Below are 14,415 nucleotides of genomic sequence, written 5' to 3' on the forward strand. Positions count from 1 at the left end.
CCTTCCGGTCCCGTGGGCTATCTAGGTGAGATATCGCCAGCGTTGCTGTCGATACTCACATGCTCAACCACGGGCGCTGGCTGTGGTTGAGCTGGCTCCTCACTCCAGAACACCGGGCTTAACCCCAGCGCCAACACGATAGCCCCCAAGGAGACTGCAACACCACCGCGCGATCGCGCAACCATATCGGCTCGCCGCATGACGCGCTGGATCAGCGAATGCCGATGTGAATATTCGAACACAGTATGCGGTGTTGCTGCGATGCGACGCCGACGGCTCACTAAACTGCGCGACGGAGCAACAGCACGTCCTGCCCCGGCAGTGTTCGATTCTAGAGAGGCCTGGTGCTCATCCCACATGGGCTTCTGCTGCACACGCATATCAAGATCCAGCCGGGCAATCGATCCGGGTATCGCACGCCGCGCCGCACTGCGATCCGTTCGGCGCTCTACCTGCTGAGTAAATGACGTAGTCACGAGTGACCACTCCCTTCTGAGTACTGGTGCGTTCGGTTGTCATTCATTCTGTCATCCGCGCCTCACAGCGCCGCACACATAATCGAACGCCATCGTCTCTATGTTCTATTTTCTGCTTAACGATGAATTTAGCACAGGCGTTCGAGTCCGTCTAGACCTTTGTGAACTTTTTTCGAACAAATGCTTTAAGTTGTTCGATAACTGCGCTAGAGTTGAGTCCACAGCACCATCAACGAAGGCAGGAGCCCATGCCAGAGACTGAAAACACTCGTGCCACAGTGACTCCCCTCGAAGGGACGTCTGCGGCACAATCTCAACCTCGCCGTCGGCGCGGCCGCCCGAAGAAGACTGCCGAAGAGCGCGCAGCAGAGCAGAGCGCGTCTGAAAAAGGTGGCAAGGCCACGTTGACCGCTCGCCAACGCCGCATCATGGAAGTCATTCGAGACTCCACCGTGTTGCGGGGTTACCCGCCGAGCATCCGCGAAATTGCAGACGCGGTTGGCCTACACTCCACCTCCTCGGTCTCGTACCACCTCACGCAGCTAGAGGAAAAGGGCTTTCTCAAGCGCGAACTGAAGCGCCCGCGCGCTGTGGATGTTCGCGCATACAACCAGTCTGCGGAGGACCCCAGCAACCAACCGAAGCCCGGCAGGAAGCCCAAGGCCGCTCAGGTAGACGCTGAAGGATTGGAGCTTCCCACGGCCACCTACGTACCCGTCGTCGGACAGATCGCTGCCGGAAATCCGATTCTTGCCGAACAACACGTAGAGGCCCACTTCCCTCTTCCCGAGGAGCTCGTCGGTAGTGGCGAGTTGTTCCTCCTGCAGGTGGTGGGCATGTCTATGAAAGACGCGGGCATCTTGGACGGCGACTGGGTTGCAGTGAAGTCCCAGAACACCGCCGAATTTGGGGACTTCGTGGCCGCAATGATCGATGATGAGGCGACCGTCAAGGAGTTCCATAAGGACGAGACCGGACTGTGGCTCCTCCCCCATAACGATGAGTTCGCGCCCATCCCGGCCGAGCAATCAACTATTCTCGGAAAGGTAGTTGCGGTTCTCCGCAAGGTCTAAGCGGCACGGAGCGCGTGCCCTCTACAGGAGAAGGTCGAGTCCTCACTGATGAACTCAGAAGAACGTCGCAGGCAGATTGCCTCCCTCACCGCAGTACACGGCAGGGTCACCGTTGTTGAACTGGCCGAAAAATTCGGCGTCACCGCGGAGACAATCAGGCGAGACCTCGCAACCCTGGACAACGAGGGTGGCCTCTACCGCGTTCATGGGGGTGCGGTTCCTGCGTATAGCTTTCGGAACGAGTCCACGTCCATCGAAACGCGCTCCAAGGCGGCACTGGCTGCAAAAAAGGCCATCGGCAAGGCCGCCTTACAGACCATCCCCACGGGCCCAGCTACCCTCTTTATCGACGCCGGCACCACCACCGCGATGATGGCCGAAGAACTCGCGGCTTCCCTGGCTAAGAACCACTCCGAGGACGACACGGTGGATGTGCACATCATCACCAACTCGCTGCCCATCGCCACCATGCTGGCCGATGCGCCCCGGTGCGATGTTCGCCTCATCGGTGGGCATGTGCGTCCCCAATCCCAAGCAGTGGTGGGCGACATCGCCACGCGCGCCATTGGAGTGTTGCGCGCGGACGTCGCATTCATCGGCACCAATGCCCTCACCATGCAGCACGGTCTGTCCACACCGGACGCTCAAGAGGGCGCGATTAAACGAGCGATGGTCACGAACGCTCAGCGCGTGGTGGCTCTTTGCGATTCCACAAAGTTCGGACTCGACTACCTCGTCAGCTTCGCCAGCATCAACGACATCGCCACGGTCGTCACCGATAAAGACGCGCCCCCCAGGTACATCGACGCGCTTCGACACGAAGAGGTGGACGTCGTCTTTGCGGACGAGTACCAGCCTCTCCCCTAAGATCCCTCGCTACCTGCAGCCTAGTGTTGTTCGTGGCAAAACTCCGCCAACTCGTCCACAACCTGGGCAGGGAGCCGGACGCGCAACCAGGTGCCGTCGGCGTCATACTCCTCGGTCAGGACCGTTCCATACTCGTGCACCCGGGCAACCACATCTCCTCGGCTAAACGGCACGTGAAGGCTCACCTCCCGGTCGAGGGTGTTGAGGAACATCTCCAGCCGGGTCTCCAACTCCGGAATGCCCTCGCCCGTGTGCGCAGACACGAACACCACGGCGTCCAACCGATGCCTGAGCTCGGCCAGAGTCAGCGGATCGGCGGCGTCGATCTTGTTGACGACCAATATCTCCGGTGGTGCTGGCTGTCCAGTCTCCTCGACAATTTCGCCAATCACCTTATTCACGGCAGCGATCTGCTCCATCGGGAAAGGATCCGAGCCGTCCACCACGTGCAGCACCACGTCTGCGGCCAGCACTTCCTCCAGCGTCGAGCGGAACGCCTCGACGAGCTGCGTGGGAAGATGGCGGACAAAGCCCACCGTGTCTGTAAAGACCACGGCCCTGCCGTCGGCCAGATTCGCGCGGCGCGTGGTGGGGTCCAGCGTGGCGAACAACGCATCCTCCACCAGAACACCCGCGTTGGTCAGCGCGTTAATCAGCGAGGACTTACCGGCATTGGTGTACCCGGCAATCGCCACCTGAGGGATCGTGGCCTGATCACGGCGCATACGCTTGACCTCACGCGAGGTCTTCATCGCGGCGATCTCCTTGCGGAGCTTGGCCATATCGGAGCGCAGGCGGCGACGGTCAGCTTCAATCTTCGTCTCACCAGGACCACGCAGACCCACGCCACCGTTGGACCCCGCACGGCCACCAGCCTGGCGGGACAGTGCTCCACCCCAGCCGCGCACGCGGGTAATCAGGTACTCCATCTGCGCCAGAGCAACCTGCGCCTTACCCTCCTTGGACTTCGCATGCTGAGCGAAGATGTCCAGAATGAGCATGGTGCGGTCAATAACCTTGACGTCCAGCGCCTTTTCCAGCGCAATCATCTGGCCCGGGGACAATTCACCATCGCAAATCACGGTGTCCGCGCCGGTTTCCGCAACGATGGACTTTAGCTCGTCGACCTTACCGCTTCCGATGTATGTTCCGGAGTCCGGCTTGTCGCGCTTTTGATACAGCATGTCGGCGATCTCCGAGCCGGCGGTTTCCGCCAACGCGGCCAGCTCATCCAGACGGGCTTCAATCTGTTGAACCGTTCCTTCTGTCCACACGCCCACGAGCACCACGCGTTCCAGGCGCAGTTTTCGATACTCGACGTCGTAACCGTCGGCCTGCTCATCGGTGTAAGTGCTGGTTCCGCGGGTCAGGCGCCGTAAGCTGGAGCGAGCCTCCAGATCAAGTTCGCCAATCGTTGGCGTATATGTATCCTGTCGAGGGGATTCAGAGTAGTCGTACTCATAAAAATCTTTCATTAGTAGCCTTTATACACCGTTGTCAGCACCAGTACTAAGGTAGGGATCATGATCGAGGAGTTGAAGAGCGTGGGGCTCGCGTTCCCACGATGGCAAGATGCTTTAGAAACCGCCTATTCCAGTGGCCAGCTGTTCGTCTCTGGCGAGGTACGCGGCGGTCAGGTATTGCAATATGACGACGCCTCCGGTGCACGCCTAGTCGTGATGGCCGTGGAGCCCTTCGGAACGTTCGCCAGTTACTTCGGCGGAGTATCCACCTCCGCGCACGTGAGCATGGTCGATGACATCATCGGTGTGATCGACGTGGTGGACGATTCGCCGGCGCTTCAGACCTCCGGTCAGCAAGCACCGGTGGTGGCATCCGTCGCTGCCACGATTGCCCAGGGGCCCATGCTGTCCGATGAGCCGCCGCTGGAGTATCAGCAGGTACAAGTGTCCGCCTTGGCCACGTCGGTGGAGGTGTTCACCGATCCCTCGATGCTCACCGCCGCAGGCATCACTGGAACACCAGGCACGATCGAGGCCACGGGCCTGACGGATCTCAACTCCGGGAGCACGTCCCCTCACGCCAGCGCATCCATCGTGGTAGAAACCTCGGCTGTGGGTCGGCGCACTAACCAGCTCACCGGCCAGCAGTTCTGGGCATGCAGCGTCCACGCGCCCTTCGATTTCACGCTGCTGATTCCTGCTGATGTTGCGGATATCGCGTCCCTCGCCATTGACGACGCCGGCGCACCCCGATCACTCATCATCGCCGGTCAGGTCCAGTTCACCGCGACCGTGGTGGACGCGCCCGGCTGTGGAGGTTCTGGCGGATGCGGCTCAGGAGGCTGTGGCTGCGGAGGCCACTAGTCCAGAAGGTCAGTCTCGCCGCGCGCGACGATGCGTGACGGACCGCGCAGGACGGAGGAGTCTTCTCTGACCTCAACGGTCACCGTACCGCCGGGGATATGGACGGTCACCGTTCCTGACTCGCGCCCGGCGTCGGCCAAGGCGGCAACGGTCGCGGCGACGGTCCCCGTCCCGCAGGAGCGAGTTTCGCCCACGCCACGTTCGTGAACGCGCATGTGGACGCTATCGTCCTTCAGGGGCGTGACCACCTCAAGGTTCACGCCATGGGGGAAGAACTCGGCATCCCACTCCACCGGCTGGTCCACGGGCAGGTCGGCCAGGGCCTCCTCGGTGAGCTCCGGGATCACCGCAGCCAGGTGCGGGTTTCCCATGTCCACCGCAAGCCCAGCAAGGCGGAAATCCCCCACCGACGCTGTAGACAGCCCTCGTAGCTCCGGCGTCCCCATGCCCACGCTCACGTCAGCGCTGTGGTCATCGTACGCGTGCACCTGGACGGTTTTACGTCCAGCGCGCGTACCCACCCCGCATTCCTTCGTGGTATCGATCAACTCCTCGGAAGCTAGGACGTGAGCAAACACCCGGACACCATTGCCGCACATCTCCGCAAGAGAACCGTCTGCGTTCCGATAGTCCATGAACCACTCGTCAGGCTGCACCCCCTGGGGTAAAGCTTCCAACACCCCGGCGTCGAGCAGGGCCTGTGCCCGAGCCACACGAATCACTCCGTCGCCACCAATACCTGCCCGGCGATCGGCCAGAGCAACCACGTGGGTCTCCTCAAGCTTGAGGTCCGCGTCCGGATCAACCAGAATCACGAAATCGTTTTCGGTGCCATGTCCTTTAATAAAGCGTGCCATGCGCACCAGTTTAGCCCCGGGCCCCTACAGCCACGGCGCATGCCTGTTCGATAACATCCGGGGCACTCGCGTCGATCCACTGAATCCGCTTGTCGCGCTGGAACCAGGACCGCTGTCTGCGGGCGTACCGCCGCGTCCCAATGATGGTTTTCTCCACGGCCTCCTCATAGCTCAACTCGCCGTCCAGGTAGTCGAGGACCTGCGCGTACCCGATCGCCTGACCTGCAGTGGACTCCCTGACCAGTCCCTGGTCCTTTAGCCGCGTCACCTCGTCCACCAACCCCTGCTCAAACATCTGATGCACCCGGCGCTCCAGGCGAGGATTCAGCCACTGCGCCGGCGCGTGCAGGCCGATTAGGGTCATATCCCACCGCGGGGGTTGATCCTTGGGCGGCTGTGACGCAGCGAACGGCTTGCCCGTCAACTCAATGACCTCCAGCGCCCGAACCGTGCGACGTGGATCGTTATCCTCAATGATCGACGCCGCCTGCGGATCGATCTGCGCCAATGTCTCATGGAGACGACCGACGCCGACCCGCTCCAGCTCCGCCTGCCACCGTGCCCGAACCTGCGGGTCCGTGGGCGGGAAATCCCAGGTGTCCACCAGTGCCTGCACGTACATCATCGAGCCACCCACGATGATCGGGGTGTGGCCGCGAGCCATAATATGGTCGACAACGTCGATGGCCGCCGCCCTGTATTCGGCAACGCTGGCGGTATCGGTCACGGTCCACACATCAAAGAGGTGGTGTGGAATAGACCCGCGTTCCTCTGGCGTTATCTTGGCTGTTCCGATGTCCATGCCCTTGTAGAGCTGCATCGAGTCGATATTGACCACTTCCCCATCGAGCTTTTCCGCGAGAGCAAGAGACACGGCCGTTTTCCCTGAGCCCGTGGGGCCCACAACGCACACTGGAGTGGAACTCATGGAAGCCAAGTCTATAAAAACGAGAACCTTCGTCACCGCATTGGGTGATTAGTGAGACGTCGGTGCGAATGATCTGGAATAATCTGGACAGAACACTTTCAAGGAGCCTTTGACTATGACCACACCGCAGAATCCTTCCCCTCGGCCCAAACCAGGTCCGAAGCCCGGCCCGAAGCCGGGGCCCACGGCTGCTGGACGGCGGGACCCACTGCCGCGGGTATCGCCAGCGGTGGCGCGCCAATCTGACCCTTCCGCCTTTGGGCGGGTCGACGCCGACGGCACGGCGTGGGTAAACACCTCCGCCGGAGAACGCAAGGTTGGCGTGTACAAGGCCGGAACGCCAGAAGAGGGACTGGCGCACTTCGGCGCACGCTTCGATGATCTCTCGACCGAGATTGCGCTCCTTGAGGCCCGCTTGGGCACCCACCCCGAGGAGGCGGCACGCATTCGTCAGGATGCCACGCATGTGAAGGACAGCTTGCCTACTGCCGCGGTGATCGGGGATCTCGATTCCTTGGATCAGCGCCTCGCCGCGATCATCGATCAGAGTTTTGGCGCAGAGCGCCAAGCTGAGCAGGACAAGGTTGAGCGCCGGGAGCAGGCCGTGGCCGCGAAGGAGCGTCTGGCTGACGAGGCCGAGAAGCTGGGTGCGGAATCCACGGACTGGAAGCGCACAGGTGACCGGTTCCACGCGATGCTGGAGGAATGGAAGAGCATCCGAGGTGTCGATCGCGCCACCGATGATGCCCTGTGGGAGCGTTTTTCTTCCGGCCGCGAGGCCTTTAACAAGCGCCGCGGTTCCCACTTCTCTGACCTCGATAAGGCTCGCGCGCATTCTAAGCGCATCAAGGAATCCCTGGTTGAACGCGCTGAGGCTTTGTCTGACTCGACCGACTGGGCCGACACGGCACGGGCCTACAAGGATCTCATGCGGGAGTGGAAGGCAGCTGGCCGAGCGCCGCGAGCCGCTGATGATGCGCTGTGGGAGAAGTTCCGCGCTGCTCAGGACAAGTTCTTTGACGCACGCGCGGCGGAGAACTCCAAGCGGGACGAGGAGTTTGCGGCCAATGCCACCCGGAAGCAGGCGTTGTTGGATGAGTTCGACGCGAAGATCAACCCAGACAATGGCCTCGACAAGGCAAAGTCTGCGCTTCGGGACCTTCAGGATAAGTGGGAAGAGATTGGCTTTGTTCCGCGCAACCGCGTCCGCGAATTTGAGGACAAAATTGCCCAGCTCGAGCGCAGGGTCTCTGAGGCGGAAGAGGCGCAGTGGCGAAAGACTGACCCAGAGGTGCAGTCCCGAGCCGCACAATTCCAAGCCAAAGTAGATCAACTCAACGGTGAGGCTGCGGCGGCCGAGTCTCGGGGCGACAGTGCCCGTGCCGCACAACTGCGTGAGCAGGCCGCGCAGTGGAGCCAATGGGCTCAGGCAGCTACCGACGCGCTCGAGAATTAGTCCCCGGTCTGTTCGCGTCGCTGGCGCACGCGCTGGCGACGGTCATCCACGATCTCGGCCTGTGCATGAGGCTTCAAGCCAGTGCGTAGGCGCTGCTGCTTGAGCAATGCCTCTTCATCTTTGCTGGCCTCTTCGCGCCGCGCGCGAGCGATAGCCTTTTGCAGAGGGCTGCGGCGGAATAGCAGCACACTCAGCGTCGCAAAGAGGGTGGTCATGCCGAGCAGCGCGAGGATCAGCCCGTAGCTAGGTCCGTCACCGTATAGCAAGGGATCGTTGACTGGCGCTGTAGGCCGGGACTGGCGCATCCAGATAGCGATGATGGAGTAGAACCATCCCACGCCGGCGACGGCCCAGTTAGCCCAGGCGACGATCCAGTCTCGGGTAAAGATAGTGGCCAAGGTGAGGAGCACACCGCCAGTCAGGGCAAGCCAGCTGTAAATCCGCTCTGGGTTGGTGGTTGCGAACTGTCGCGCCACCGACGTATCGAACAGGACGTCGTATCCATGCACGTCACCGGAGTGAGGCAGGAAGAACGCGAGGAACACAGCCAGAAGTCCGCACGCCATGGCGGGCAAGAAGGCCGTGTAGTTGATGTCGCGGTTGAGCTTCTTTTCCGCGCCGGCGAGGTCTTCCTTATACGTCTCTAACGCTTCGTCGATTGTTCGGTACGCGGGCGTGTTCTGGGTGCGTTTTTTAGTCACAACCGCATCCTCCCTTGAGTGGTTGTTGTACGGATAGTGGCTTTCCAATGGATGGCAAACCGAGGCCCACCCCCACGGGCGCGGTGGTCGGAGTCTGTCCGGCTTCGGACATGTCTCCGGCCTTGGTCTTACGGTGGCTGAGCACCCCGGCGTCCGCGGTCAAGAAGTACGGGGCGGATTCCGTGATCTCTACCTCAACAATATCGCCCGGGCGGATGCCGTCAATGGGTGTGAAGTGCACCAGGCGGCCGTCGCGGGCACGACCGGTCATGCGGTGGGTCTGGTCATTCTTTCGGCCGCCGGTGGCCTGGACCAGCAGTTCCTGCCGGGTGCCGATCAGCTTGGCGTTTTCCTCCTTGCAGATGCGTTCCTGTACTGCCACTAAACGCTCGTAGCGGTCCTGAACCACGGCCTTCGGCACCTGGCCTTCATAATCAGCGGCGGGGGTTCCCGGGCGAGGCGAGTACTGGAAGGTGTACGCGCTGGTAAAGCGAGACTCTTCCACCACCCGCAGGGTCTCCTGGAAATCTTCTTCTGTTTCGCCGGGGAAGCCCACGATGATGTCCGTGGTGATGGCGGCGTGTGGAATGCGCTCGCGGACGCGTTCCAAGATGCCAAGGAACTTCTTGGACCGGTAGGAGCGCTTCATCTCCTTGAGGACCTTGTCAGATCCTGACTGCAGAGGCATGTGCAGCTGCGGGCACACCGCAGGCGTGTCCGCCATAGCGTCGATCACGTCATCGGTGAACTCCGCGGGATGAGGGCTCGTAAAGCGGAGGCGTTCCAAGCCTTCGATCTCACCACAGGCTCGCAGCAACTTGGCGAACGCTCCCCTGTCCCGCTCAAGGTCGGGATCGGAGAAGTTTACTCCGTAGGCGTTGACATTTTGCCCCAGCAGCGTGATCTCAGAAACACCCTGGTCCACCAGCGCCTGCACTTCAGCGAGGATGTCTCCGGGGCGCCGGTCCTGTTCCTTGCCACGCAAGGAGGGCACGATGCAGAAGGTGCACGTGTTGTTGCAGCCGACGGACACGGACACCCATCCGGCGTAGGCCGATTCGCGCTTCGCAGGCAGCACGGAGGGAAATTCTTCCAGCGCGTCCACGATTTCCACTTCGGCTCGATGGTTGTGCGCGCTGCGCTCCAGCAGCGTGGGCAGGGCGCCGAGGTTGTGGGTGCCAAACACCACATCGACCCAGGGGGCCTTGTCCACCACGGTTTGCTTGTCCTTTTGGGCCATGCAGCCGCCAACGGCGATCTGCATCCCGGGGTGCTTTTCCTTCACCCCTTTCATCTGGCCGAGCGTTCCGTACAGTCGGTTATCTGCATTTTCTCGAACAGCGCAGGTGTTGAACACCACTACGTCGGGGGTGTCCCCCTCAGGTACGGGGATGTACCCGGAGTCTTCGAGCATGCCAGAAAGACGTTCTGAGTCGTGCACATTCATCTGACAGCCGAAGGTACGCACCTCGTAGGTACGTGGAGTTGGCTCAGTTGCGTTGTTTGTACCCGAATTTGTCGTCAATGCCACGGGACTCGATCCTACTCTAGTTATGCTCGAAAACCCTAAGGCTGACCGAGCTCGTCGATCCGGCGCTCCAGAGCCACTTTCGCATAGGCCACGCTAGCGCCTTGGGGGAAACCGCGTCGCGCCGCCACACCCACCATGCGTCGGAGGAACTTGTCGTATTCTTTACGGTCAGCCGGCGAATGGGTGAGCGATTGTGCCTTTTTATCGATCAGCTCTTCCATGATGGATTGTTGCTGCCCCTCATCAATGAGCTCGAGCGCGTCCTCGATCTGGCGTTCGCTGATCCCCTTCTGCGCCAATTCTCGACGCAGCACGGCAGCCGACTTCTTCTGATTTCGGCTGCGTTGCCGCACCCACTCACGGGCAAAGCTCTGGTCATCAATCATCCCGTTGCTGAGACAGAGGTTCACCACGCGGTCTACCAACGGTTCCTCGAAGCCCTGGTCGAGTAGCCGGCTCCGCAGCTCAGAGCTACTCCGCGCACGATGGTTGATAAGGGCAACCGCCTTACGCTTAATCGGGGCCAGGCGTTCTTCCTCATCATGATCTATCAGAGGTTCAGAATGCTGGCTGTCCCAGTGTTCAATCGCTGAGCGCAGCTGAGCAATCTTCTCCGCAGACGGTTTCACCATCGTGGCTAGTCTTCATCCTCGTCATCGAAGCTTGGGGCCAGGTCGATGGGTTGATCCTCCGGAGCTACTGCCTCCTCAGGTGCGGATCCCTTCTTCACCGCGTAAGGTCCGACCTTCATCTCCTGCATAATCAGGTCTTCCAGCTTCGTGGCAACATCCGGGTTGTTCTTCAGGAAGTCGCGAGCCTTTTCCTTACCCTGCCCCAGCTGGTCGCCGTCATAGGTGAACCAGGCTCCGGACTTCTTGATGATGCCGGCTTCCACGCCCAGATCGATGATGGATCCTTCGCGGGAGATGCCTTCTCCGTAGAGGATGTCGAACTCGGCCACCTTGAATGGTGGGGACACCTTGTTCTTCACGACCTTCAGGCGCGTGCGGTTACCCACCACATCCGTGCCGTCCTTCAGGGCCTGGATACGGCGAATGTCGCACCGCACGGACGCGTAGAACTTCAGGGCCTTACCACCGGTAGTGGTCTCCGGCGATCCGAACATCACGCCAATTTTCTCGCGCAGCTGGTTGATGAAAATCGCTGTGGTGCCGGTTTGGTGAAGAGCGCCCGTCATCTTGCGCAGCGCCTGGCTCATCAGCCTTGCCTGCAGTCCCACGTGGGAGTCACCCATGTCTCCATCGATTTCAGCCTTCGGCGTCAGTGCCGCCACGGAGTCAATCACGATAATGTCGATCGCACCTGAGCGAACAAGCATGTCTGCGATCTCCAGCGCCTGCTCCCCGGTATCGGGTTGGGACACCAACAGCGCGTCCGTATCCACACCCAACACTCGGGCGTACTCCGGATCCAACGCATGCTCGGCGTCGATAAAGGCGGCAATTCCACCAGCACGTTGCGCCTCGGCGATGGCGTGCAAGGCAACGGTGGTCTTACCCGAGGATTCCGGACCGTAGACCTCAACCACGCGCCCGCGGGGGAAACCGCCGATGCCCAGCGCTACGTTGATCGCGATATTGCCCGTAGAGATGGCACTGATCGGTGGACGCTCATCGTCTCCGAGGCGCATGATCGCGCCTTTGCCGAAGTCCTTCTCGATTTGCTGCATCGCAAGATCAAGCGCCTTCGTCCGATCGTTGGAGCCTGCCGCGCTGGCCTTCTTCTTGGGAGGCATAGTGATTCCTTTCGGGTTGTCCGTCCTGCTACATCGTTAGACTGCGCTGAGGCGGAAAAGGTTCATAGTTTTTAATTCTTCTGTGTTCTAGTTGTAGCCCACAGGCTCTACACCCGTGTTCGAATACCACCATAATACACGAACCTGTGTTCGAAAATAAACAGGCACCCGTACACCGTCACACTTTACTTTAAAACCCCTCGACATCCTCACCGAGCTGGCGCGATTCAGGAACATCGAAGTCCTCACAAAGCCCCTCCCACACTTGCCGAAGGTCGTACCCCTGTTCGATGAGATGCCCCGCAGTATCCCCCAGGCTGGAAATCACGTGAGTCCCTTCGATCCATGCGGCAAACGAGCTCCCGAACTCGCCCCTAACTAACCTGTCGAACTCCGTCCTGCGCATGCCTTCGAACATAACACGAGGCCACCGATCAGCCCGCGCACGACAGACCAGTTGAACACCGTTCAGCGGCGCTCTATATTAAATCCATGACTACACACCGCACGTCCTCGTTCAGCGCCGTCGACCTCGCCTACATCGCCGTGTTCGCCGCCCTCATCATCGCCTTAGGGGCCGTGTCCATCCCCGTAGGCTCCCTGGGCGTCCCCATTGTGCTCCAAAATGTGGGCCCCATTCTCGCCGGTCTGATTCTGGGTCTGCGCCGCGGAAGCCTCGCCACCATTTTGTTCCTCGCTGTGGGCCTCGTCGGTATCCCGAACCTTGCGGGCTGGCGCACCACTCTGTCCGCTCTCCCCGGCCCCACTGTTGGCTATCTGGTGGGCTATATTGTCTCCGCACTGATCGTGGGCTGGATCGCCGAGCGTGTCCCCACAAAGAGCGGCGTTCGCTTCCTCTGGTACCTTTGCGCCGGCGCCGTAGGCATTCTTGTCCAATACCTCTGCGGCTCCATCGGCCTCGTTATCCGCCTGGACATGCCCCTCGTGGACGCCATTGCGTCGAACGGCCCCTTCGTCTTCGGCGGCGTTGTAAAAATCATCGCCGCAGCGGCCATCACCACTGCTGTGGTCAAGGCCGTGCCTGATCTGGTGCCGTCGGTCCACACACAGCCATCGCAGGCTTAAACCATGCCCACACTCACCTTTACCGACGCCGAAGTCCGCGTACACCATCCCACACCCCGCACCATCCTCAGTCCTCTCACGCTCACTCTGACCGAACACAGAATCGGGATCATCGGCACCAACGGGTCCGGCAAGTCCACCTTCGTCCGGCTGATCAACGGGCTCACCAAGCCCACCGCGGGCTCAGTCACCGTCAACGGAACCGACGTCGCCCGCCACTCGCGTGACGTCCGCCGCCAGGTGGGCTTCATTTTCTCCGACGCCGACAACCAGATCATCATGCCCACCGTCGAAGAGGACATCGCCCTGTCCCTCCGGCGTTTCAAGCTCCCACAACACGAGGTCCGCACCCGCACAAAGGCCGTGATGGAGCGCCTGGGGCTCACCCATCTGGCCGATGCCTCTCCCCACTCCCTCTCCGGCGGCGAGAAGCAACTGCTCGCCCTCGCCTCGGTCCTGGTGATGGAGCCGTCAGTCATTGTTGCGGATGAGCCGAGCACCTTCTTGGATCTTAAAAATCGACGCCGGGTCTCCCGTACCTTCAGCGCACTCGACCAACAAATGCTAGTCATTTCGCACGATCTTGACTTCATTCACGACTACGACCGCATTCTCTGCTTCGAGGATTCCCGGCTGGTGGACGATTCTCTGCACTCCAGCCCGGGCGAGGTCATCGAGCGTTATGTCGAGCGCCAAGAGGCGGAGGACGTGTGAGCGCGCACAATGTGCCACTCGGCGTGTATGTCCCCGGCGATACTGTGCTGCATCGCGCCCGGCCGGGGCACAAGATGCTGGGCTTGATTCTGTTCTTGGTAGTCAGCACGCTGGCCATCCACCATTCCCCGCCCGTGTGGGCACTGGTCTGCGGTGCGGCAGCGCTTGGCCTGGCCCTTGGGGGCTACGTTCTTGCACGCATCCCGCGGGCCACGGCATGTGGCCAGCTGCTCGGGCCGCTGACCCTCATCCTCCCCTTCGGCGCTCTACTGGCCTGGCGCAGCGGCGTCCTCGCTGGAGTGGTGAGCATTCTGGGAGTCTATTCGGCCGTCGTTGCAGCAACCCTGGTAACACTAACTACCACCGTGGCCGACATGATGGATGCACTCGAGACAGCACTCCGCCCGTTCGCACGCTTCGGCCTGCCCGTGGACTCCATCGTCTTAGCTTTTAGCCTCACGCTTCGCCTGATCCCCCTGATGCTGGGCACGGCCTCTGAGGTCCTGGAAGCACAAAGGGCCCGTGGTCTCACGGGCCCTGGTCGTGCTCTCACGGCCTTCGGTATCCCCCTCATGGTGCGAACCTTAGTGCGCGCCAAAGCTCTCGGGGAGGCGATGATCAGCCGCGGTCTGGACGACTAGTT

The 14,415-nt window shown here is 61.0% G+C and carries 16 protein-coding genes; 7 read left to right on the forward strand and 9 right to left on the reverse strand.

Going from position 1 to position 14,415, the window contains the following annotated elements; translation table 11 throughout:
- Positions 1-17: 17 nt before the first annotated feature.
- Complete coding sequence (locus GC425_RS01165; RefSeq protein WP_151844103.1) at positions 18-476, reverse strand: hypothetical protein; 459 nt, start codon at positions 474-476, stop codon at positions 18-20.
- Between the two features lie 248 nt (positions 477-724).
- Between GC425_RS01165 and lexA the strand changes: the two genes are divergently transcribed.
- Together lexA and GC425_RS01175 are read left to right on the forward strand one after the other, a co-directional pair.
- The gene (gene lexA / locus GC425_RS01170) at positions 725-1,549 is read left to right on the forward strand and encodes a transcriptional repressor LexA (protein ID WP_151841630.1); all 825 of its coding nucleotides are present in this window, start codon (positions 725-727) and stop codon (positions 1,547-1,549) included.
- 48 nt (positions 1,550-1,597) lie between these two features.
- A complete protein-coding gene (locus GC425_RS01175; protein WP_151844102.1) occupies positions 1,598-2,416 on the forward strand; it encodes a DeoR/GlpR family DNA-binding transcription regulator in 819 nt (272 codons plus the stop codon).
- Positions 2,417-2,436: 20 nt separating this feature from the next.
- Here the strand turns inward: GC425_RS01175 and hflX are convergent, their stop codons facing one another.
- Entirely contained in the window at positions 2,437-3,891 is a 1,455-nt protein-coding gene (gene hflX, locus GC425_RS01180; RefSeq protein ID WP_151844101.1) for a GTPase HflX, read from the reverse strand.
- Positions 3,892-3,939: 48 nt separating this feature from the next.
- On the opposite strand from hflX, the gene GC425_RS01185 reads away from it, so the two are divergent.
- Positions 3,940-4,743 (forward strand): hypothetical protein, encoded by an 804-nt coding sequence (locus GC425_RS01185; RefSeq protein WP_151841633.1) that lies wholly within the window; start codon positions 3,940-3,942, stop codon positions 4,741-4,743.
- On the opposite strand, the gene dapF is transcribed toward GC425_RS01185, so the two are convergent.
- Together dapF and miaA are read right to left on the reverse strand one after the other, a co-directional pair.
- Complete coding sequence (gene dapF, locus GC425_RS01190; RefSeq protein WP_151844100.1) at positions 4,740-5,600, reverse strand: diaminopimelate epimerase; 861 nt, start codon at positions 5,598-5,600, stop codon at positions 4,740-4,742. The two genes, GC425_RS01185 and dapF, sit on opposite strands and share 4 nt — an antisense overlap.
- 10 nt (positions 5,601-5,610) lie before the next feature.
- Complete coding sequence (miaA, locus tag GC425_RS01195) at positions 5,611-6,528, reverse strand: tRNA (adenosine(37)-N6)-dimethylallyltransferase MiaA (RefSeq protein WP_151844099.1); 918 nt, start codon at positions 6,526-6,528, stop codon at positions 5,611-5,613.
- A gap of 115 nt (positions 6,529-6,643) precedes the next feature.
- On the opposite strand from miaA, the gene GC425_RS01200 reads away from it, so the two are divergent.
- Positions 6,644-7,984, forward strand: a complete 1,341-nt coding sequence (locus GC425_RS01200; protein ID WP_151844098.1) for a DUF349 domain-containing protein — start codon at positions 6,644-6,646, stop codon at positions 7,982-7,984.
- Here GC425_RS01200 and GC425_RS01205 read toward each other — a convergent pair.
- The 5 genes from GC425_RS01205 to GC425_RS01225 form a co-directional block, all read right to left on the reverse strand.
- Positions 7,981-8,685, reverse strand: coding sequence for a hypothetical protein (locus GC425_RS01205; protein ID WP_151844097.1), 705 nt, complete (start codon positions 8,683-8,685; stop codon positions 7,981-7,983). The two genes, GC425_RS01200 and GC425_RS01205, sit on opposite strands and share 4 nt — an antisense overlap.
- Positions 8,678-10,210: a tRNA (N6-isopentenyl adenosine(37)-C2)-methylthiotransferase MiaB gene (miaB, locus tag GC425_RS01210; protein ID WP_151842391.1), complete on the reverse strand. Its 1,533-nt coding sequence runs from the start codon at positions 10,208-10,210 to the stop codon at positions 8,678-8,680. The genes GC425_RS01205 and miaB overlap by 8 nt, the downstream gene beginning before the upstream one ends.
- Before the next feature lie 41 nt (positions 10,211-10,251).
- Positions 10,252-10,848, reverse strand: a complete 597-nt coding sequence (gene recX, locus GC425_RS01215; protein WP_151841638.1) for a recombination regulator RecX — start codon at positions 10,846-10,848, stop codon at positions 10,252-10,254.
- Between the two features lie 5 nt (positions 10,849-10,853).
- The gene (gene recA, locus GC425_RS01220; RefSeq protein WP_151841639.1) at positions 10,854-11,972 is read right to left on the reverse strand and encodes a recombinase RecA; all 1,119 of its coding nucleotides are present in this window, start codon (positions 11,970-11,972) and stop codon (positions 10,854-10,856) included.
- Positions 11,973-12,162: 190 nt separating this feature from the next.
- Positions 12,163-12,390 (reverse strand): DUF3046 domain-containing protein, encoded by a 228-nt coding sequence (locus GC425_RS01225; protein WP_370451918.1) that lies wholly within the window; start codon positions 12,388-12,390, stop codon positions 12,163-12,165.
- Positions 12,391-12,464: 74 nt separating this feature from the next.
- On the opposite strand from GC425_RS01225, the gene GC425_RS01230 reads away from it, so the two are divergent.
- From GC425_RS01230 to GC425_RS01240, 3 genes are read left to right on the forward strand one after another with little or no spacing between them, the layout of a single operon-like run.
- Positions 12,465-13,058, forward strand: coding sequence for a biotin transporter BioY (locus GC425_RS01230; RefSeq protein WP_187767859.1), 594 nt, complete (start codon positions 12,465-12,467; stop codon positions 13,056-13,058).
- Positions 13,059-13,061: 3 nt separating this feature from the next.
- A complete protein-coding gene (locus GC425_RS01235; protein WP_151841641.1) occupies positions 13,062-13,772 on the forward strand; it encodes an energy-coupling factor ABC transporter ATP-binding protein in 711 nt (236 codons plus the stop codon).
- Positions 13,769-14,413, forward strand: coding sequence for an energy-coupling factor transporter transmembrane protein EcfT (locus tag GC425_RS01240; protein ID WP_231699703.1), 645 nt, complete (start codon positions 13,769-13,771; stop codon positions 14,411-14,413). The genes GC425_RS01235 and GC425_RS01240 overlap by 4 nt, the downstream gene beginning before the upstream one ends.
- The last annotated feature ends 2 nt before the right edge of the window (positions 14,414-14,415 follow it).

It is taken from the genome of Corynebacterium sp. zg254 (assembly GCF_024701495.1).
In the GTDB taxonomy this organism is placed as follows: Bacteria; Actinomycetota; Actinomycetes; order Mycobacteriales; family Mycobacteriaceae; genus Corynebacterium; species Corynebacterium zhongnanshanii.